13 protein-coding genes are annotated in these 22,040 nt (G+C 48.7%); 10 read left to right on the top strand and 3 right to left on the bottom strand.

The window, feature by feature from the left end; all coding sequences use genetic code 11:
• Positions 1–358 precede the first annotated feature (358 nt).
• The 7 genes from F8N36_RS08685 to F8N36_RS08655 all read left to right on the top strand — a co-directional run bounded on the left by F8N36_RS08685 (position 359) and on the right by F8N36_RS08655 (position 12,762).
• A complete protein-coding gene (locus F8N36_RS08685; RefSeq protein ID WP_291332403.1) occupies positions 359–2,443 on the top strand; it encodes a sigma-54-dependent Fis family transcriptional regulator in 2,085 nt (694 codons plus the stop codon).
• Positions 2,444–2,825: 382 nt separating this feature from the next.
• Positions 2,826–3,896 (top strand): 2,3-butanediol dehydrogenase, encoded by a 1,071-nt coding sequence (locus F8N36_RS08680; protein WP_291332402.1) that lies wholly within the window; start codon positions 2,826–2,828, stop codon positions 3,894–3,896.
• A gap of 1,708 nt (positions 3,897–5,604) precedes the next feature.
• Positions 5,605–5,985: a hypothetical protein gene (locus F8N36_RS08675; RefSeq protein ID WP_291332401.1), complete on the top strand. Its 381-nt coding sequence runs from the start codon at positions 5,605–5,607 to the stop codon at positions 5,983–5,985.
• Positions 5,982–8,477, top strand: coding sequence for an Hsp70 family protein (locus F8N36_RS08670; RefSeq protein WP_291332400.1), 2,496 nt, complete (start codon positions 5,982–5,984; stop codon positions 8,475–8,477). Before F8N36_RS08675 ends, F8N36_RS08670 begins: the two co-directional genes overlap by 4 nt.
• Positions 8,478–8,480: 3 nt before the next feature.
• Complete coding sequence (locus tag F8N36_RS08665) at positions 8,481–9,947, top strand: ATP-binding protein (RefSeq protein WP_291332399.1); 1,467 nt, start codon at positions 8,481–8,483, stop codon at positions 9,945–9,947.
• A 15-nt stretch (positions 9,948–9,962) separates the two neighbouring features.
• Positions 9,963–11,609 carry a hypothetical protein gene (locus F8N36_RS08660; RefSeq protein WP_291332398.1) on the top strand — a complete coding sequence of 549 codons (1,647 nt, stop codon included), beginning with the start codon at positions 9,963–9,965 and terminating at the stop codon, positions 11,607–11,609.
• 187 nt (positions 11,610–11,796) lie between these two features.
• Positions 11,797–12,762 carry a peptidoglycan-binding domain-containing protein gene (locus F8N36_RS08655; RefSeq protein ID WP_291332397.1) on the top strand — a complete coding sequence of 322 codons (966 nt, stop codon included), beginning with the start codon at positions 11,797–11,799 and terminating at the stop codon, positions 12,760–12,762.
• A gap of 239 nt (positions 12,763–13,001) precedes the next feature.
• Here F8N36_RS08655 and hsdR read toward each other — a convergent pair whose 3' ends face one another.
• From hsdR to F8N36_RS08640, 3 genes are read right to left on the bottom strand one after another with little or no spacing between them, the layout of a single operon-like run.
• Positions 13,002–15,347 (bottom strand): EcoAI/FtnUII family type I restriction enzme subunit R, encoded by a 2,346-nt coding sequence (gene hsdR, locus F8N36_RS08650; protein ID WP_291332396.1) that lies wholly within the window; start codon positions 15,345–15,347, stop codon positions 13,002–13,004.
• A gap of 10 nt (positions 15,348–15,357) precedes the next feature.
• Complete coding sequence (locus F8N36_RS08645; protein WP_291332395.1) at positions 15,358–16,542, bottom strand: restriction endonuclease subunit S; 1,185 nt, start codon at positions 16,540–16,542, stop codon at positions 15,358–15,360.
• On the bottom strand, positions 16,539–17,990 hold the full coding sequence (locus F8N36_RS08640; protein WP_291332394.1) for an N-6 DNA methylase: 1,452 nt from the start codon (positions 17,988–17,990) through the stop codon (positions 16,539–16,541). Before F8N36_RS08640 ends, F8N36_RS08645 begins: the two co-directional genes overlap by 4 nt.
• A gap of 301 nt (positions 17,991–18,291) precedes the next feature.
• Here F8N36_RS08640 and F8N36_RS08635 point away from each other — a divergent pair, with 301 nt between their 5' ends.
• Genes F8N36_RS08635 through F8N36_RS08625 form a run of 3 tightly spaced genes read left to right on the top strand, consistent with a single transcriptional unit; the run spans position 18,292 to position 21,810 of the window.
• Positions 18,292–18,441 (top strand): hypothetical protein, encoded by a 150-nt coding sequence (locus F8N36_RS08635; protein ID WP_291332393.1) that lies wholly within the window; start codon positions 18,292–18,294, stop codon positions 18,439–18,441.
• Positions 18,442–18,479: 38 nt separating this feature from the next.
• Complete coding sequence (locus tag F8N36_RS08630; RefSeq protein ID WP_291332392.1) at positions 18,480–20,477, top strand: AAA family ATPase; 1,998 nt, start codon at positions 18,480–18,482, stop codon at positions 20,475–20,477.
• A gap of 10 nt (positions 20,478–20,487) precedes the next feature.
• Complete coding sequence (locus F8N36_RS08625) at positions 20,488–21,810, top strand: McrC family protein (RefSeq protein WP_291332391.1); 1,323 nt, start codon at positions 20,488–20,490, stop codon at positions 21,808–21,810.
• The last annotated feature ends 230 nt before the right edge of the window (positions 21,811–22,040 follow it).

The following is a 22,040-nucleotide window of genomic DNA, read 5'->3' as shown; positions in this document are numbered from 1 at the left end:
TGTCTACTAGATTGCAACTCTGATACCACTTTATAACAGGCGATAATAAATGAATAATTTAAAAAATACTGTATGTGTGTATTTGATAGTGTTCGATAATCGAACATAATGATGTTCCGTAAGGCCAGTTATGATACACTACAATATATAAAAAATTCATGGAGTTGTTTTTTAGAGCATAATATGAATGTAGCTATGCGCAAAGAGCTATTCCATTTTTTTACGGACAGTGCTATTGCTTTAAATAAAGCTGCGGGGTCGCATTATTCAGAAGTGGGGCAGATGGCCTTTTCGGAGTGGAAAAGGCCAGCGAACCGGCATGCTTGTTGAAAGGCCGTGCGCGTCCGGGAGATAAGTCATGTATGTTCTGCAAAGAAATGGCGATGTCTTTGAAATGCGGCAGGAACCCCTGATGGCGGAAGGCGTCAACCGTACAGGGTTTTTGTTCAACAGCTATAGCGGCGCACCAAGAGCGAACCGACGGGAAACGTGGGAATCCTTTATAAGAACCGGCAAGATTGTTGACGACAGCCTGCCCCGGCCCATAGCGGCTTCGTGGATGCGCTGCCGCGATCTGGGGGTGGATCCCCTGTTGCCCAAGTGCGCGGAATTTACGCCCATGAGCCAGATCAACGCGCAGGCCGAAATATATGCGGAACTTGCGGCTGGTGTGGAGCGGCAGGTGTATGAGCAGATTAAGGAAAAAGGCCTGCTCATGACGGTCTCCGAGGCCAATGGCCGGTTGCTGCGCACCTGCGGCAACAAGGATGTATTGCTCCAGGCAGACCAGCTCTACTTTGGACCCGGCGCTGTATGGTCTGAAAAAAGCGTGGGCACCAACGCCATAAGTCTGGCTCTTTCTGACGGCATGCCCGCGCAGGTTATGGGCGAAGAGCATTTTTGCAGCAGCCATCAGGCTTGGGGCTGTTCTGCCGCGCCCATTTTCACGCCTTTTGGACAATTGTGGGGCTGTTTTGACATTTCCGGGCCAACCAGCGCCGACCACCGTCAGGCATTATGGCTGGCTGTTGGCGCAGCACGCGAGATAGAGCGCCTGCTACTCAACGCTTCGCTGAGCAGCATGGAGAACAAATCCCGCGCACTGCTCAGCACGCTCTTTAGTTCCATGCCCATTGGCGTGCTGATGGTGGATGAGAGCGGCATCATTACCTATGCCAACGCCCAGGCAGAGCGTCTGCTTGGCTTTAGCGGAGAGGTGCGGGGCGGTCGCGCCGAGGCCTTTTTTGATTACGGCCTGTATGCCCGCCAGCAGGTGGAAAACAGATGCCAGCCCGAGGGGGTGCCGCTGCGCTGCCTGACCAACTCTGCCCTCACAGCCTGCGCCATGCCTTTTATGACGGGCAGGTCAGACTCGCACTATGCCCTCGTGACCCTGCAAGCAGGGGTTGAGCCCCGCCCAGCGCCCATTGCCCCGGTGCCGCATGTTCCGCGCCGCGAAGGAACGCGCCCCTTTGGCGACATTGTTTATCGCAGCGAAAAAATGACCCGCACGGTGGAGCAGGCGCGGCATATGGCCCAAAGCCCCGCGGCTGTTTTGCTGCTTGGCGAAACAGGCACGGGCAAGGAGCTTTTTGCGCGGGCCATCCACATGGCCAGCCGATGTTCCGAAGGGCCATTTGTGGCGGTAAATTGCGGGGCCTTGCCACGCGAGCTTATCCAGAGTGAACTTTTTGGCTACGAGCGGGGGGCATTTACCGGAGCCGTGGAAAAGGGCCGCCCCGGCAAGTTTGAACTGGCCGACAAGGGAACCCTGTTTCTGGATGAAATCTCAGAAATGCCGCTGGAAATGCAGGTCAACCTGCTGCGGCCGCTGGAAGACCGCTGCGTTACGCGGGTGGGCGGAAAGCAGACCAGAATGGTCGATTTCAGGCTGGTCACCGCCACCAACCGCAACCTTGATGAACTGATGGCTTCGGGCGCATTTCGCGAAGACCTGTTTTACCGCATCCATGTACTTGCTCTGGAAATTCCCCCCCTGCGTGAACGGAGGGAGGATATTGCCGTTATTGCGGAATACCATTGCAGGCGTCTGTGCCGTACCTACGGGCATCCTTTTGGCGGATTTTCTGCCGAGGCTCTGCGCGTCATGGAAGATTACGACTGGCCTGGTAATGTGCGCCAGCTTGTGCACAGTGTGGAATTTGCCGTCAACATGGCCCAGGGTAACTGTATTTTGCCAGCACATCTGCCCATGCATATGCAATCCGCAGGCGTAAGAGAGGTGGTCGGCGGGCAGTCGGGTGGGGATGCCGTGGCGGCCTTGCCGGGAATGACCGATTTCAATCTGGACAATCAGGAGGCCAAGGTTATCCGCTGTGCCTTAAAGCATTATAACGGCAACATGTTGCAGGCCGCCAAGGCACTGGGCATAGGGCGTAATACCCTGTACGCCAAGCTGCGCAAGATTGTTCCCGAGGGCTAGTCGTTCAAGGCAATTTTTAGAACACGAACCACTTGGCCTGCTCTGAACCGTAAACCTCATCTGTGGGTGCACCGGTTTGGAGCAGGCTTTTTTGCGTCAGCCCATTTTGGCAGTCAGGTTCGTAGTCAGGCCCCTGTTTATACTGCCCAAGTGTGTTGGCTGATCCATCTGTTCGACTTCCGCCCAGCGAAACGGTGATTTGTTCCACTTCAGAACAGTAAAAGAGGTGTCGGTATACCTGTCTGTATGTGCAAATTTTCTCGAACAAGTGGGGCCAAGGCTTGCCGGGCATGTCCGCTCATCCGCTGCTGACGCGGATTTTACGGCATGACCTGTGCAAAGAGGAGGTATCGGGATTCAACATTTAACAAGCGAGGCAGTTATGGCGGAAACCATGCAGGCGGCGGTTTGGCACGGCAAAAAAGACATCCGCGTTGAGACTGTACCCGTTCCCCCCGCACCCGCCCCCGGCTGGGTTCAGATCAAGGTTGATTGGTGCGGCATTTGCGGCTCGGATCTGCACGAATACCTGGCTGGCCCCATATTCATTCCCACCGAGGCCCCGCATCCGCTCACGGGCAAGCAGGGGAGCGTCATTCTCGGGCATGAGTTCAGTGGCAAGGTTGTGGCGGTGGGCAGCGGCGTTACCAACGTAAAGGTGGGCGACATGGTTGCGCCCGATGCCTGCCAGCACTGCGGCGAGTGTCAGCCTTGCCGCGAAGGGCGCTACAATGTTTGCGAAAAGCTTGCCTTTACGGGCCTGCACAATGACGGCGCATTCGCCCCTTATGTTAATGTGCCTGCGGAGTTGTGCTTTATCATGCCCGAAGGTGTTTCGCCCGAGGCCGGAGCAGTCATGGAACCCCTTGCCACGGGCTTTAAGGCCGTGCGTATGGCAGGCAGTATTCTGGGCCTTAATGTGGTGGTGCTCGGCGCAGGAACAATCGGCCTCGGCACCATTATGGCTGCCAAAGCCGCTGGCGCGGGCAAGGTCATTGTGCTTGAAATGTCCCGTGCGCGCACTGCCAAAGCCAAGGAATGCGGGGCGGATATTGTGGTGAACCCCAAGGAATGCGACCCGGTTGCAAAGGTGAAAGAACTGACCGGCGGCTCGGGGGCGGATGTTTCCTTTGAGTGCATCGGCAACAAGCACACAGGGCCGCTGGCCATCGATGTGCTGCGCAACACCGGCACGGCCATTATTGTGGGCATTTTTGAAGAACCCAGTTCCTTCAACTTTTTTAGCCTCAGCGGAACAGATAAAAAGGTGATGGGTACGCTGGCCTACACCATTGGGGATTTCAAAGGGCTTGCCGCGCTCATGGCCAAGGGCGTCATCAAGGCAGAAAATCTCATTACCGGCAAAATCGAGCTGAAAGACATCATGGAAAAAGGTTTTCTTGAACTGATCAACAACAAGGACGAAAATATCAAGATTCTTGTGCGTCCTTAATCAGGTTAGTGGCCTGGATTGAGATCCATTGTCCGGTTACATGGCTATCTGCATGCGCAAGCATGAACTATGAAAAAGGGGTTGCAGTGTTGTCTGCAACCCCTGAGTTTTGCTAGTGCAATTCGCATTTTTATTTGATGATTCGATCACTGGGGAAAATATTACAACAATAAAAAGCGCTTTAGGTTATGTCTGATGGGTAAGATTTGCGAAATGTTTCTGGATAAGTACATAAAGCAGAATATACAATCTTTACATAATGTCCGCAGAATAGTTGTACCCTGCCGTCAAGTCTCAACCGCTCTAGGGCATTCACTGGGAAAGAAACACGTTCTGATTGAAACACTCATCCCGGAATTTTCCGTTAAAGCTTTCAATTAAATTCTGGGCCGTTATCAACCTTGATACGCTACGGCAACCTTCCTTGAAGGTTTGGTCAGGAAATAAAGGTTGCTCTGGTGGTCATACTGGCTTTGTTTATGCACATTTTTTGTTGTGGTTCTATGTCCCCGGCTTTGAGGTAGAGCCTTTTGGGGACGGGGGGCACTGCGTTGCAGGCAACCATTTTGTGTTTTTCAAAAATGCATAAAAAGGCATTTGCTGCGCTTAGTTTTATTCAGAAACAACGTGGATAAGTCTGAGAAATGTATCTATAGGCGGATTTGCGGTATTTTGTTGGCCTTGTGACGGCAATGGTCTTCAAGAACAACAATATAACCAACACAGGTGGTTGCTTGCGGAAGTAAATGAAATAAAAAACCGCTCCAATCTCAAGGACTGGAGCGGTTTTTTAAACTTAATGAATTTTGTGGAATTCATCAAAAGTGTTTTCATGGTGCCGAGGGCGGGATTTGTTTTTGACGAAAAAAGTCAAATATTCAAGCGTGTATTCGAATGTATGACGCTCCAGAACTAACATAAAGACCAACACAATACATCACTGGATTTAAGCTCAATTATTCTATTTAGATCAAATTATTTTAATTATATCATATTAGATGATACTGTAATCTGTGGGTCCGTGGAATATTTCTTTTGACCTTACCCTCACTACACATACCGTATGTACGCTAATGGTCCACCATAGATTGCAGGTAATGTTCACTGATCAAAATTCTATCAGTGCTAGCCTGCCCAATGAACTGTGAGGTGGCCGCTGGTTGTATGTAATATCGCCAAAGATCAACCGTATTGCTTGCATGTTACAGGTAAAAATTACGTTCAGATTTAAATACTAGTCCCGTAATTTTTCTTAAAATCTAGCAATGTCCACATTTTGGGGGGAATATACGATTCGTCAGGAATTAGTGTTAAGAATGTTGATTTTCATGTCTTAGAGGAAGGAAACATTTTCTTATGGGGAAAATCTGTTTCAGAGCTGAAAATTGGCCAGATGAAAATCATGTTACTTAGCTCAATAAAAAATGAAACGAATAGGATGATAGCCCGAGATGAACAACTATGAAGCGGACTAACCCGCGCGATTTACTATGATTACACCAAGCTTGCACATGTCTCTTTTTTTGTTATCAATAATATTACAAATAACTATATGCTAGTTAACGCAGAGCGTGATGCTACTTTTCACATTAAAAATGAATATGAAGCGCACATATAAAAAGATTATAAATGAGCGATGCCCTTTCGAGCCTAAAGGCTAATGAATTAAGAAAGTTGATGATCTTGCTATATTTTAAGGAAGGTGCACATGACGAATTCTCAGAAAACCACTACGCCAGAACTATTGATGAGGGATTCTGTTATTAGTATGGCGGTTGAGTCTTGGCGTTTTGGTCGTGTCTTTGACAGACTTCTTGCAAAGCTTGATGCTGGAGAACAGCACAGATACATAAGTCAGTTTCGCTGGTTCATTAAAAAAGTTGAAGAAGCTTTAGAACTGGCAGAAATGAGGATTGTCAATATTGAGGGGCAGCCTTTCGACCCTGGCATGGCCGCTACACCTCTGAATATTGATGAATTTGACGTGAAAGACACCTTGATCGTGGACCAAATGCTTGAACCGATCATTATGGGGCACGAAGGTTTGGTCAGGACAGGAACTGTCATTTTAAAGAAGGTCGAACTATGAAAAACTTTGTTGGTATTGACCTGGGCACAACAAATAGCGCGGTGTGTTCTTATGATGGTTCAGAGACCAGACTATGGAAAAGCCCTGAACAAAACGATGTTACCCCATCTGCGATCTATATTGACAAACGTGGAAATAGATATGTTGGAAAACGTGCTTATGATTCTGCTCCCCACAGCCCAGATAACTCTGCCTTGTTATTTAAACGCCTCATGGGGACAAGTACGCCGATTCATCTTTCTGCACTGAATATCACCAAAACACCAGAAGAATGCTCTGCAGAGATACTAAAAGTTCTTTTTGGGTACTTGCCAGAAGAAATTAGAAATGGTCAAGATACAGGAACTGTGATCACAGTTCCTGCTGCGTTTAATCAAATGCAGAAGAATGCCACCATGCAGGCCGCCGATTTAGCTGGCCTCGGCAAGGTTGCACTAATGCAGGAGCCAGTTGCAGCAGTAATGAGCGTTATGCGCGTTCGCAATACTGATGGTATGTTTTTGATCTATGACTTGGGAGGGGGCACCCTGGATATTGCCATAGCTGAAAGCCTTAACGGACAGGTTAATCTACTTGCTCACGGTGGTATTTCAATGTGTGGCGGTAGGGATTTTGACCGTTCTCTAGTAGATAGTATTGTGCGCCCCTGGTTATTAGAACACTTTGATCTTCCAGAAAACTTTTCTGTCAATCCAAATTATAAATCACTTATTAGGCTTGCCGCGTGGGCTACAGAACGGGCAAAAATAGAACTCTCAGCCCAAGAAGATGTGGTAATCACCCTTTCGGAAACTGAAACTCGAGTTCGGGATCTCAATGGCAATGAAATTTATCTCGATATTCCTTTGCACCGTGACACCTATAATAAACTTATCGCTGAGCGTGTTGATGAATCAATCGCGGCAGCCCGTGAAACCCTCTCAAAAGCCTGCCTTTCTCCTCACGACTTAGAACGCATTGTATTTATCGGAGGGCCGACAAATTACAAACCGTTGCGGGATAAGGTCGCCTTTGAGCTGGGAGTTCCGGGCAGCACCGATGTTAACCCTATGACGGCTGTGGCTGAAGGGGCAAGTTTGTTTGCAGAATCTATTGACTGGTCTTCCCAAAGCCGAACGCGCAAAAGTACCCGAGGCCAAATATCCTCTGGTGGATCCCTGGCCTTGTCTTTCAACTACATTGCCCGCACTCCGAATTCGAGGACAAAGATTGCAGTACAACTGATCGGTCAAGTGGCCGAAGGCTCAGAATTCCAGGTAGATTGCATTGACACTGGTTGGACTTCAGGACGTTTGCCTCTCAAGCATGGCACAATAATAGATGTCACATTAGCAAAAAATGGAGACAACTCATTTAAAGCTTTTGTTTTTGATCCCTCGGGTGGCCCAATTACTCTGGAACAACACAGTATAATCATTACCAGAACCACGGCATCTGTAGATGCAATTCCAGCCTCACACTCAGTTGGTGTTGAGGTGTTGGAGAAGCTTGGAGGTAAGCCCATACTCGCGTTTTTGATTCGTGCTGGTGAATCTCTACCAAAGAAGGGGCAAACTACTTTCAAGGCTGCGGAATCCCTAAAATCTGGTGCAACTAGCTCACTTAACCTGAATATTTGGGAAGGTGAGATTCCAGACCCCATTTCGGACAATCGCTATATAGGTGTATTGAAAATTTCTGGTTCTGATTTTGACGATGGAGTGATTCCTGCAGGCGCAGACTTGGTGTGCGAATATGAAATCCTAGATTCTGGCACTATCAATATTGAGGTGTCGGTGCCTAGCATTGGTGGCACATTCCACTCGGGAAAGAATTTTTATTCCCGCATAGAGGGCCAGCCAAACTACATTGCAGACGCTGCCGTAGTAATACAGGAAGGAGAAAGGACTCTGGATCGTATTGATGAAGTCAGCGCGGTAGTTAACGACCCCAAACTTGAACAAGCACGTCAAAAACTTGAGCCCGCAATCTCCCTTGCCCCAGATGAAACAGAAACAGAAAAATCCCAGGATGCAATGGAAAAGGTTCTTGAAGCAAGAAAACTCCTTTCAGAGGTCAGGAAAGAGCATTTGAAAGAAATCAGACAGATTGATCTCAGTGGAGTGGTATCCTTCTTTACCACGCACATACGCCAATTTGCACGCCCCGCAGAAGCAACTGCTTTTGATAATCTGGCAAAGACAGCTGAACGATCAATCGAGAATAACGACAATGCCTTTGAATATCACCTTGAAGCCCTGAAAGGCAAAAATTTTGAAATACTTTGGCGGCAAGATTGGTTTGTAGTCGAGCGCTTTAAATATCTGATTAAAACACCTTCACAATTTGCCGACAAACATCGCTTTGAAGAACTCGCCCAGATTGGCACGCAGTACATGCGTTCTGATGATATCGAAAAACTTCGAGCGGTTGTCGCCCAACTTTCAATGATCCAACAAGGCGGAGTTTCTGATAATGAGATGTTAGACATCGTCAATATTATTAGGGGATAGCCTATGCAGTGCAATATGTGGCTGCCGAAGGGTTATGAACTGCCGCATGGATCTAGAACCTGCGCTTTGCTCCACTTTAGTGAAGATTGGCAGATTGTAGATACCAGTGGAGTTGATAACATGCTAATTTCGCGCCCCCAGATAGTGCGAAGGTGGAATCAGATCGGCTTTCTTGCTGAATCTCTCTTCACAGAAATTGTGTATGAAGGTCAAACACTCCAGTACATGCTTAGCAATAAAAAATATCGCCTTGCACCTGTTGTGAATGACAATCCTCCCGGAAGTAAAGTTGACGCGCTTGCCTTTGCGCTTGCCCTAAAAGCTTCCCGAGAGTTATCTACAGATATCTCCCTTCACGATGCCATTTATGTAGAGCAGTACTCCCGTCTTCTACCAACGTGGACACCAACACCTCCTATTGAAGATGACGTCATTTTAGGCACATGGTTAACAGGTGGCGTAGCTATCTCGACCTGTTCATTTAGGCGCTTGGTAAGCCTCACAAGCCGAATATCGGCAGGCGATGTGTTAGATGTTATAAAGACCGCAGGGTTTAGTGCCCCTACGGACGCAAATATACTAACGTTGCGTAAGCCAGTGCCTCAAACTAGGGTTGAAACGGATGTTATTTCTAAAAGAATAGCCCATTCCTGCGATCAACTTCAAGACTCAGATAAATCGAATGAGGCTAAAATATTCCGACTCCCTGGGCGTCCCCAAATTGAAAATTTTTTTAATGAGCATGTCATTGACATTATTTTCAACACACCAAAATACCAGGCGTTAGGGATTAATTTTCCGTCTGCAATAGTTTTGCATGGACCACCAGGCTGTGGAAAAACTTTCGCAGTAGAGCGCCTTGTTGAGTTTATAGATTGGCCAAATTATTCTATTGATTCTAACAGCATTGGTAGTCCCTATATTCATGAAACCAGCAAAAAGATTTCAGAAATTTTTGACAAGGCAATTGATAATGCCCCGTCTGTCATCATCATCGATGAAATGGAATCTTTTCTATCAGACAGACGGTCTGGAAGCGCGACGGGGCTCCACCATGTTGAGGAAGTTGCCGAATTCCTTCGGCGTATTCCCGAAGCTATCAAAAGCAGAGTGTTAATTATTGCTATGACCAATATGATCGAGTCAATCGATCCAGCTATACTGCGTAGAGGACGTTTTGACCACATTATCGAAGTGGGCATGCCATCGCGACAAGAGGTCGCTTCGCTTATCGAATCACTTCTAAGCCAATTGCCAAAGGAGTGCGACCTCAATGTAGGCCTAATTATTGATGCCTTAACGGGAAAAGCTCTTTCTGATTCAGCATTTGTTATTAGAGAGGCTGCAAGGCTTTCGGCCAAAGCTAGAAAATCAGCAATCGACCAAGAAAGCTTAATTGAAGCTTTAAATAGCCTCCCAGATACCCCGAAAAAAAGAAGTAACCGGATAGGTTTTTTTTCGGAAGACTAGTAACCGGAGAATGATATGGATCTTTTGCAAAATCCTTTTCATATCCTGACTGCGAGTCCTCGCGATAACCGCATGAGGATCTTGGAGCTTGCTGAAGAGCGCAGTCTTTTACAAGACTCAAGTGAGTGTATAAACGCTCGTTCTGAATTAACCACACCAAGAAAAAGACTTTCCGCTGAAATTGCATGGTTGCCTGGTGTTGGGCCCAAAAAATCTGACGAGGTATTGTCACTCCTTACGTCCGCACCAACAGTGGTGCTCGCTATCGAAAATATACCTGCTACTGCACGGGCGAATCTGCTTGCAGCGGGGCTGATACGTTTGCCAGACTGCAATGCCGCTGATGTTGCAACGTGGATTCTTGAAATAGCGAAAGCATTTGAGCATATAAAATTTACTGAATTATGCGCAAGTATCAACGAAGAACGAGTCGCAGCTGGTTTTCCCAAAGTATCGGATACTTCCACGATTGAAGCTGAAATTCAGATTCGGCGTGCCCACTATCGCAACACAATCAAATCTGCCCTCGACAATCTTCCCCCAAAAGAACTTGTAAAAACTGTCACTAACGTTATTGACGTAGCCACTCATAGTGGCCTGGAACATGGCCCGACATTAATAGACGACCTTGTTGATCTGTATGAGGTTGGAGCACAGGAGTTTTTTGAAAAAGAAGAATCTAACATAAAAATTCTTGTGGAAAAATTGCGAGAAGCTGTTGATGCAAAATGCCCTGACTCCATGTTAGCACCATTGGTAGACCAGCTAATATGCGTTGTTAAAAATTGGGATATTGTTGCCCAGCCAATTCAAGTCAGCACGAAAAGCCGTGGACTTGGCCACGAAGCGAGCCAGCGCATCGCCTATCTTGTCCGAGGGTTGGCAATCCATATGTTTAATGAGCACGACAAACTCGATTTTTCGCAGCAACTTACAAATATGCTTCAAGAGGTATTTGCTGAAGTTGGTGAAATTGCCGAACGTACCGCGCAGGATGCATGCACATTAAGTGCGTTGGCGGATCAGCAAGTCCGCACGCGAGAAAGTGCGAAAGATAAGGCTGAAGAATGGCGGCAAGAAATTAGCTATGAAGCTGAAGTTGGGGCAATATTTAAAGATAAGCTGCTCATTTCTCCAGAAGGAATCGAATGGAAAGGCTACCGCTGGAGCCTCGACTCAATCACAAAGATTCGCTGGGGTGGGACACGGCATTCAATTAACGGCATCCCCACAGGGACAACGTATAGTGTAGTTTTTGGGAATAATTCTGGCAATTCCACAGTTTCACTACGGAATAAAAATATCTACTCCAACTTTACAGATCGCCTGTGGCGTGCTGTTGGTGTGCGATTACTGATAGAGCTTTTTGAAGGGTTAAGTGATGGTAAACAGTATAGGTTTGGATCCGCAGTATTGAGTGATCACGGGATGGAACTAGAACGGAAAAGTTTTTTTTCCAACACAGAGCATATTTTTTGCCGTTGGAGCGAGCTCGCAATTTGGAATGGTCCGGGAGTTTTTTGCATAGGAAAACGTGAGGATAAAGGATTGTCTATGGGGTTTTCTTACATCGAGGAAGATAATATCCACGTTTTAGAAGCAGCAATTCGAACGCTTTGGAAAAAAGGTGGGGACCGGCTGAGCTGTATCTTTACTAAATAGCTTGTTTTAATGAATGCATAGCTACACGGCACCTATGTATTGATTTGTCAAAAAGATATAATAACAATATAGTAAATTGTTTAGATAATCCATTTGCGTTAGTAATATTCGCATTGCGTTGAAGATTTACGCTCACATAAAAGGGGCGGCAGGATGGTTATAAGCAAAACTGAAGGAAGCAACATCCATGTCTGGTTCTAATGATACCCCTAAGGGATTTTCTGCTCTTTCAGGCTTGGCGTCTGAATTGCATGGTCTTGATGCGATCATAATACCAGAATCAAGAAATTCAACTCCTCCCCTAGCCACCACAGCAAGCCAAAACCAGGCTGAGACAGCATCTACAGCTGGTGCAAAACCTGGCAACGCTTCCCAATCAATTGCAGTAAGTTCTAGTACTGGCAATGAATGGACTGGTGGCAAATGGGTAGTTATTGCTATTGCTATTGTCCTTCTAATCTGTCTCTTAAACAGCAAGAGCAATAAGTCCCCCTCATACAGTCCGCAAACCCCTTCGCCAAGCTATAGCTCTCCTCAGCCGTCTCCGGCTCCCCCAGGCAAACCGCAAAATGCACCCTCAACCGCAGCACTAGAATATACTAAGCCATCATCAGGTACCAATAATGTGCTGTCCGTAACAGAAATCCGTTGGTGCATTAAGCACTCAATTCGTATTGAAGCAATGCGGAGTGGCATATCATCTAATGATGGAATTGAAAAATTTAATTCTATCGTGCAAGATTATAATAGCCGCTGTGGAAGCTACCAATATCGTAAGGAATCACGGTCGCAAGCAGAACGAGAAGTTGAAGTTTACCGAGCACAGATTGTTGCTGAGGCCATTCGTGAAGCTAGGCAGATGGATAGCCGTTCTAACCAATCCTCATCAGCAGGACAGTCCAACAATCTTACGCGAAATAAGGGCGCAGCCCAGCAGATTAAAGAGGCTCAACGGCTACTTACAGAATTAGGATATGATCCTGGGCCCGTGGATGGTGGTTATGGACGCAGGACAGCAGATGCCGTGAAGACATTCCAGCGCGACATAGGAAGTGTGCAAAATGGAGAAATTAACGAAGAACTGCTTATCCTTATGCGTAAAGCCAGCATCGCATACAGATCTCTGTTGGGATCGCAACCAAAAAGGCAATAGGACTAAAGACGAATGCGTTAAATACATTAGCCCTGATTTAGACCGAACACTTCTCTAACTAGTCCTAGTGGTGGCAGAGACATGGAATTGCCCATTTTAGACTTGCAGTTGACTAGTCCGCAAAAGTACCCCGCTTCTGTGGCAGCCTGCAGCACAAAACAAATCAATCCTGTATGTAAAGAATTTCTATATAATTAGGGCTTGGCGTATTCCGCTGCCCACTGGCAAGGTTGTCCGCCCTAAATTTTATCTTCGTACATATGGCGCTGAAAGCCCACAAAAAGGCCTTTGATCTGTTGCATGCTGCCAAGGTGGGGCAGGGCATCGGGTAGGCCGCCATAACGCAGACGAAGCAGAGCTGGCAGCTTTTCCAAATCCAGCTCGTCTACGCCTTCTTTTACATACTGCGAAAGCACAAATTCGAGAAATGCCTGCTGCCTGTCGCTATAGTGGGCCTTAATTTCTGGCTGAGCCTTGTCTGAGCGCTCCTGCCGGGTATAGCGGCGCAAGGCAAAGGCTACATAGGCCAGTACATCAAAAAGGTCGCTGCTTTCGGCGTCAATAACCTTTTGCATTTCAGCCAGTTCGCCCTTGCCAAAGCCCTTGTCGGCAAGGCCCAGCAGCAGCGTCTTGCGTGAATCGGGCTGGCTCCAAATGGCCCGCAGCTCGTCCTCGTCCTTAAAAAATTCTGGCAGAGCGCCGTACAGACTTTCCAGAAACTGCGCAGCAGACATGGGCTTGCCGTCTGGGCTCCAGAAGGTGGTGGCGGCCATGTACTGCAACTGGCGCTCCTTGCCGTCGGCCAGTTTTATTTTGAGGCGCACAGGGCGATCTGGGCCAGGATCGCCATCTGGGTTGGGGTTGCCATCTGGCTTGGTGGGCTTATCCCAGCCTGCATCCTCCGGTTTTGGCAGAGGTGCTACCGGTTCTTCTGGTTCGCCGTCCCATCCCGGATCGCTAAAATGGTGGTGGGCTTTCACAAAATCGTAAATGGTAAAGTAATCCTTGCCGTCAAAAAGCCGCGTGCCGCGCCCGATGATCTGCTTGAACTCGATCATGGAGTTGACCGGCCTCATCAGAATAATATTGCGCACGTTACGCGCATCCACGCCGGTAGAGAGCTTTTGCGAGGTGGTAAGTATGGTGGGAATGGTTTTGTCGTTATCCTGAAACTCACGCAAAAACTGGTCGCCCGCCGGGCCATCATTGGCGGTCACGCGCACACAGTAATCGGGATCTTTGCTGGTTTTTTTTTGGTTAACGAGGTCGCGCACCATGAGTGCGTGTTCCTGGGTGGCGCAGAACACCAGCGATTTTTCCTGCTGGTTGATGCTGTCCATAAAAAGCCCCACCCTGTAACGTTCGCGTTCGGGAATGATGATGCTCTTATTAAACTCGTTTTCGGTATAGCGCTTGCCTTCCACCACCTCGCCTTCAACAATCTGGTCGTCCGGGGTGTAGGTGTAGTCGTCAATGGTGGTGGCAATTTGCCTGACCTTGAAGGGCGTAAGGAAGCCATCGTTAATGCCTTCCTTAAGCGAATACACATACACGGGATCGCCAAAGTAGGCGTAAGTATCTGCATTGCCCTTGCGCTTGGGCGTGGCGGTAAGGCCAAGCTGAACGGCAGGGGCAAAGTAATTGAGTATGCTGCGCCACTGGCTTTCATCAGTCGCGCCGCCCCGGTGGCATTCGTCAATAATGATAAGATCAAAGAAATCTGGCGGATATTCGCCAAAATAGGGGCTGTCGTTTGGCCCGCACATGAATGTTTGAAAAATGGTAAAAAAGATGCTGCCGTTTTTTGGCACTTTGCCCTTTTTGCGAATGCTCTCTGGGTCGATGCGCAGCAACGCACCGGGGGTGGAATCCTCAAAGGCGGAAAAGGCATTGTAGGCTTGATCGGCCAGAATGTTGCGGTCGGCCAAAAACAGGATGCGCGGGCGGCGGGCGGGTTCGCCCTCGCTGTGCCAGTCCACAAGGTTCCAGCGGCTATGAAAAAGCTTCCACGCAAGCTGAAAGGCAATAAACGTTTTGCCCGTACCAGTGGCAAGTGTGAGCAATATGCGCCGGTTGTCCTCGCCAATGGCCTCCAGCACATGGTTGATGGCGATATCCTGGTAATAGCGCGCGCCAAAGTAGCCGCCTTTGTCCTCAAAAGGAATCTGGGCAAAGCGGTTGCGCCAGATATTTTGCCGGGCAAAGGTTTTGTTCCACAGTTCTTCCGGGCCGGGAAAGGCGGGCACATCACCCTCTTCCCCGGTTTCCATGTCCATGCCGTAAATGGCTTGCCCGTTGGTGGAGTAGGCAAAGCGCACTGCCAGCTTTTGCGCGTAGCGCTTGGCCTGGGCCACGCCCTCGGTGTAGGGCAGGCTCCATTTTTTGGCCTCTATGACCGCCAGCTTGCGGTTGCGGTAAAGCAGCACATAATCTGCAATTTCTGGTTTGGTGCGCATGCCCGCGCCCTGCAACCTGCCAGGCGTGATATTATGCTCGCGGTACACACGGCTGCCCTCAACCACGCCCCAGCCAGCGGCCTTGAGGGCAGGGTCTATATGCTCGGCGCGGGTTTCGGCTTCGTTCATGCGCAGGCTCCTATAATTCGCCAGAAAAGGCCTTGTGCAGCAGCGATTTTTTCAGTTCATCCAGCGCGGCGATCTTGCGCTGATAGATGGATTCGAGGCGCTGGGTTTCGGCGCTGAGCTCATCAAGCTGTCTCGCAATTATATTTTGTGCAGCAAGCTTAGGGAAAAAGAATATTTCATTCTCAAAAGTTCCAAGATTGATATTATCTTGAGCACTACCTTTTCCCTTGGCCTTCAAAACAGTTTTCGTAGCTTGTAGTAGATATTCTAAAAAAACATTATTGCTCTGATTTTCATCGACAATTATGCCAATTACACTGTCTGGAAAGCAAGCATCAAAATTTAAAATTCCAGTTTCAGCTATATTTGCTGCAATGGTTATGCAAAGTGTTCCTTTTGGCCAAAGCTTGCTTTGCGATAAGCCAACCTCACTGTATGTTTGGGTAAATTCTGTGATCATATGTTCAGAATTGCGAACATCTCCAGTTTGTATAAATGGATATGGGCCACCGTAAAGTCTGGGGTCATTGCGAGGTCTATGTTTTGATTTGCCGCGTCCAAAATCGACCGCAATTTGGCGAAGTGTTTTCCCTATCCACCCCTCGCCGCGCTGCGAAAACACTGCCTGCAAGTGGCTCTCGAACACTTCCCGCGCATTCTTGAGATTTTGCTCCGCGTTGGCCTTGGCCTTGGCAATGCCCTCAAAGGCTTCATCGAGGATGGCAACTATGCGCTGTTGTTCTGGTAGGGGGGGGAGGGGGACTTGAATGTCCTTGATTTTCGTAAGATTCAAATTTTTTTGACGAACCCCACGCCTCTGGCATAAAATGTAATCACGGTTGAGTGTGATTGCTTGCAGAACAAACAATAGATCAATATGTTTGCTCGGTTTAATGCCACATATTGCTTGGTTAAATGCTGCATCCCTATCAAGAATGGACATCTTCAACGCAGCAGTATCATACATGCCAATCAGGAGTGACCCTTTAGGAAAAAGTTTGGCGTTGGAGTTCTCTAATCCAGATTTTGTGATATATTTATTTGATTCATTCGTAAAAGTTGTGTTCAATTCTCCAGATGAATACCAGGGTATATCGCCCCCCCAGTACTGACTCTCTGTGACTTGCGGAGTTCCTCCACTCTGCACATCTGCCACATCCCCAAGTCTTACTGTCTGCCAATTCCTTTCTCTCACAGCAACCCCCGAATATTCGCCAGCACTTCCGCGCTTTCCGCATCCAGCGCGGCAATTTCGTCCATAATTTCCTGCGGGCTGCGCATCTGCACGGCATCATTGCTGTTGGGGTTTTTTACAGAGAGGTCAAAGCTGGTCTGGTCAATGCTTGTCGCATCCACAGACCACGATTGCGGGCTGTCGGCAAAGGTTAACTGTTGGGTTACAAAATCGGCAAGGTCGTCATCGTTCAGCGGGTTGGTCTTGCCCAGGTTGCGGCCAAGGTTGAGCTGATAATACCATATGTTGCGCGTGGGCGCGCCCTTCTCAAAAAAGAGCACCACGGTTTTTACGCCCGCACCCTGAAACGTGCCGCCCGGCATATCCAACACCGTGTGCAGGTTGCAGCTCTCTAGCAGCATCTTGCGCAGGCTTACCGAGGCATTGTCTGTATTGGACAGAAAGGTGTTTTTAATAACAATGCCAGCGCGGCCCCCGGCTTTAAGAATTTTGATAAAGTGCTGCAGAAACAGAAAGGCGGTTTCCTTGCTTTTGACGGGAAAATTCTGTTGCACCTCTTTGCGCTCGCCGCCGCCAAAGGGGGGATTGGCCAGCACAATGTTGTAGCGGTTCTTCTCCTGAATATCGGCAAGGTTTTCTGACAGGGTATTAGTGTGAATGATGTTGGGTGCTTCAATGCCGTGCAGAATCATGTTCATAATGCCAATAACGTAGGCGAGGCTCTTTTTCTCTTTGGCAAAAAAGGTGCGGCTTTGAAGTGTTTGCAGATCTGCCGCCTTGCTGGCCCGTGGGCGCAGATATTCGTAGGCCTCGCACAAAAAGCCCGCCGAACCCGCAGCGCCGTCATAGATGCTCTCGCCAATCTTGGGCTGCACAACCTTGATAATGGCGCGGATGAGCGGTCGCGGCGTGTAGTATTCGCCGCCGTTGCGCCCGGCATTGCCCGTGCGCTTGATTTTTTCTTCGTACAGTACGGAAAGTTCGTGCTTCTCTGCTTGAGAGCGAAAACGCAGGCCGTCAATTTCTTCCACCATTTCGCGCAGGTTGTAGCCGCTCTGTATCTTGTTTTTGATTTCGCTGAAAATTTCGCCAATCTTGTATTCAATGGTGTGCGGACCGCTGGCGCGCAGCTTGAAACCCCGCAGGTAGGGAAAAAGCTTGTGCTCTACAAAATCGCGCAGGTCATCGCCAGTCATGGCGGTGTTGTGGTCGATCTCGCCTGCGGCGTTTTTGGGCGAGGCCCATGCCTCCCAACGGTAGGGGGCATCAAGAATGAAACTGTAGGGTTTGCTGTACAGCTCGGCTTCCAGAGATTTTTCGTGTTCAAGGTCATCAAGGTATTTGAGAAAAAGCAGCCATGAGGTCTGCTCTGTGTAGTCCAGTTCTGTGGAGCATCCCGCCTCGTTGCGAAGCAGATTATCTATGTTATTAAAGGCTTGCTGAAACATTTTTGTGGTATCCTTTAGGCATATGCTTGCCCCGCATGCTATTGTGCGGGCAGCGTGAATCATATCTAGCTGTTGGGTGTGCTTCTGTCAAAACTGGAGGGGTTTGGCTTAGGGGATTCGCGATACTGTCTGGTAAGGAACCCCGCTATCTGGGGTAGTGGGTATATCGATTTTTCTTTACACGGGTTTGTGATTAAAATAAAAACCATAAATGTTTTGCAAATACTCAGTGTTTGAGAATTCTGGGGCCGCAAAATGCTTTTATGGCCTTGCTGGAAATATTAAGTAAGGGGCTGTCGAAATGAATGATTTTTCAGAGCAATATGCACTTTGGGATGAATTTCTTAGTATTTGGCCCATTTCGCGACTGGCAACCATGACGCTGGATGAGTACATCAAGGCAGGATCGACCGAGACTTTTACCTACTGGATTGAGGCCCGTCTGGATTAGATGGGCAGCATTTGGGGGGGAATGCATTCAAATTTGGCGTGTACTCCCGCAAAGACACCAAGGAAATCAAATCTGATGCAACGTATAGCTTCTCTGACGCCTATGGCTGGTACACGTCATTGGGTACAACGCCAGAGCAGGCCTTTGAAAAGGTGCGGGATTATGTTGTTCAGATTGCAACGTGGGCCGCTCTGGGCGATCTGGATTCCATAGACACCTACAAGCAGCCTCTCTGGGAATGCTTTAAGTGGAAAATTGCCTTTCATTATCAGGATCGACAGCAGCCTAAAATAGTAAATATTTTTAAAAAATCAATGTTGGCTGTCCATCTGGGTGAAAGTGAAAAGCTGAGCATGGGCGCACTGCAAAAGGCTACGCTTGCCAAAATGCCTGCTGGTATGGGTATTCTGGAATACGGATATAAGGTGTGGGAGGACTGGAGCCATAAGAATCTGGTGATCTGGAAGCTCTTGCATTCTGACTCAAGCATGACTGCTGATGAACTGCGTCTGTATCGAGATGAAAACTTGGCAGTGTTAGTCCGTGCTGGAACTGATGACCAAATCGAGGCTTTTAGCAATACTCCAAACGGAACATTATTTTTTCTTTGTCACGGCGATTACCCTGTGCGTATCGGGCAATTTACATCGGGTGCGTCGCCCCGCACCAATGAAAAAGAAGGTTGGCAGCGCCGTTACCGTGTTTTTAAGGAAGCTGTGAAAACTGAGCTCTATACTAAAAACAGCAAGAAGTGGATGCCAGGAGCCCAGTCTACCTTCAAGCAAGTGGGGGCTGGTGATCTGGCATTTTTTGAAGGAAACTTGCTCAAGCCTTATTTTGAAACGGATCTGGCGGAGCTGGCCGTGTGGGCTGACGAGTTTAACAAATCAGAGTGTGAAGAGGCAACGCCAACGCCTGCTGACAATGGAGCTGAGATAAACAAGAACAGCAAACCTACAGCACTCGGTTTTAACCGCATCTATTACGGCCCCCCAGGTACAGGCAAAACCTATACCTTGATGCGTCTGCTTGAGAGTGATTATGGGGCAGACGTGGTGTCTGCTCCTGCCGATGGAATCGCGCTTGTTGATGCTGGCCCAGCCGCTGACGCCACCGTGCAGCGGTACAGTATTGTGACCTTTCATCAGTCATACGGCTACGAAGAATTTGTTGAAGGCCTGCGCCCTGTATTGAACGGCGATGGCGAAACAGATGATGTTGCGTATGAAATTCGTGCCGGGGTGTTCAAGGAGCTGTGCCACAAGGCGCGGCAGGCCCCTGACCTGCGCTTTGCCATGGTGATTGACGAAATCAACCGGGGCAATATCAGCAAAATTTTCGGTGAACTTATCACGCTGATCGAGCCAGACAAGCGCGACCCCTTAAAGGGAAATGCGCCCCCGCTGGAGCTTGCCCTGGCCTATTCTGGCGAAAAATTTTCCGTTCCTGCAAACGTGGATATCATCGGCACAATGAACACCGCAGACCGGTCGCTGGCCCTGCTTGATACAGCCCTGCGCCGTCGATTTGAATTTGTGCCGCTGCTGCCCGATGTGCGTGCGGTGAAAGATGCTGGAGAATTAAATGATCCGCCGCTTGCGGGCCTGATTGTAAAGACAAGTGCAGGAGATATTGATGTGCGCCAGATGCTGATGCGCATTAATGAACGCATCGAAGTGCTCTACGACAGAGATCACTGCATTGGCCACGCATATTTTACACTGCTGAAAAAAGAGCAAAATGAGGATAAACACTTTGACATGCTGGCTGGTATATTCCGCAACCGTATTATGCCGCTGCTGGAAGAATATTTCTTTGAAGACTGGCGAAAAATTCGCCTTGTGCTGGGCGACAATCAAAAAAATGATGTGAATGCCCGGTTTATTGCTGAAAGTGATGCTCTCCAAGACCTGAGCTCCCTGTTTGGCAGCGATCATGGGCTGGAAAGCTACACCACAAAGAGGCGTTATACAGTGCAGCCCGCAGCTTTTGCCAATCCGCAGGCATATATCGGCATTTATAAGCCTTTGGCTTGACGGGCAGCGAATGACAAGATGCACGGTTTATGAATTTGACGCATTGGTAGCCGAGCGGCCCGGCGATGTTGCGATTGCCGGGCTGCAACCTGTGCCGGAAAAGGTGTTTGACTGGCTGGCAGGCGAGGCGTTGCGCTTTGCCGAGCTGGGCGGGGCTACTTGGCTGCGTCTTGCTCAGGCGCACGGGCGGCCTGCGGTAAAGGTCAACAGCTTTGTTGGCGTTGTTTGCGCCCCTTGCGGGTATCAGATTGAGGTGCTGCCCAAGGTCGCCAAGGCCATGGGCGGCGATGCCGAGGCCCGCACCCTGCTTATCGACATGCTGAGTTGCCTTGGGGAGTTTCGTCATATCCAGACTGCCAGCGCCCATCTGGCCCTCACCAACATGCCCCTGCTGGAGATATTTATTGGCGAATTTTTGCACGCTGTTGAGCGCATTGTAAAACGCGGTTTGCAGAGCGATTACAGGCAGGAGCAGGAGAACCGCTTTGCCTTGCGGGGCAAGCTGCAAATGGCTTCGCACTTGCGCCAGAATCTGTGTCGGCGCGACCGTTTTTTTACTGAGGCAGACGGATTTTCTTCCAACCGGCCTGAAAACCGCTTGCTGCATGCCGCGCTTCGGCGGGTTCTCGTCTGGACAACCTCGCAGAGTAATCATCAGCTGGCGCGGGAGCTGGGTTTTGTTTTTGCCGAAGTGCCAGCATCCGTTGATCCTGTGGTGGATTTTACCCTTGTGCGACACGATCGCTGCATGGTGCATTACGAGGCGGCTCTGGCCTGGGCGCGTTTGATCTTGCGCGAAGAATCCCCGCTTACGGGCGATGGTCAACATCGTGCACCGTCTTTGCTATTCCCCATGGAAAAGGTGTTTGAAGCATTTGTTGCCATGCATCTTGCCGTGCAGCTCAAGCCTGCCTTTCATTTGCGAGAACAGGTGCAGAATCAGCATCTGGTCAGGCATCTTGAACAGGGTTGGTTTCGGCTCAAACCTGATTTGCTCGTGCGGGAATCAAAGAAAAATCGTCTGGTTTTAGATACAAAGTGGAAGCTGATTGATTCTAGTCAGGGGAACAGTGATAAAAAATACGGTTTGGCTCAGTCTGATTTTTATCAGCCAAACGCCTATGGTCAGAATTATCTGGAAGGCCAGGGCAGTGTGGTGCTGATTTATCCAAAGACGGATGCGCTTGATCAGGCACTGCCAAAGTTTGAGTTTATCAATCCGACTGGCCTGTGCCTTTGGGTTTTGCCCTTTTGCCTGGAGAAGAAGCGCTTGCTGCTGCCTCCATGCGGCAGCCTTAATGAGTTCTTTTCACTAGGCACACTGGAGGAGTGACACTCCTGAAAAGTTGTTCTCTTGTGTGAATCATCGAAATTTCAGTTTATGTGTCAATGTAAATACAACTTCTGCGTGTCGGTCAGTTGAAGTGCTGACCGGCCTTCATTTTGATCGTGTTCTTTGTATCAATCATGCCCATTGCTCTTTTTTTCCTACATGAAGATGACCCCCTTGCCTCTGGCCTTACCCCAATACGTTTGTTACATCCGTCAAACAATCGAAAGTGG

Source organism: Desulfovibrio sp. (assembly GCF_009712225.1).
Taxonomy (GTDB): Bacteria; Desulfobacterota; Desulfovibrionia; order Desulfovibrionales; family Desulfovibrionaceae; genus Desulfovibrio.
This window is presented reverse-complemented; position numbering and strand designations above follow the sequence as displayed.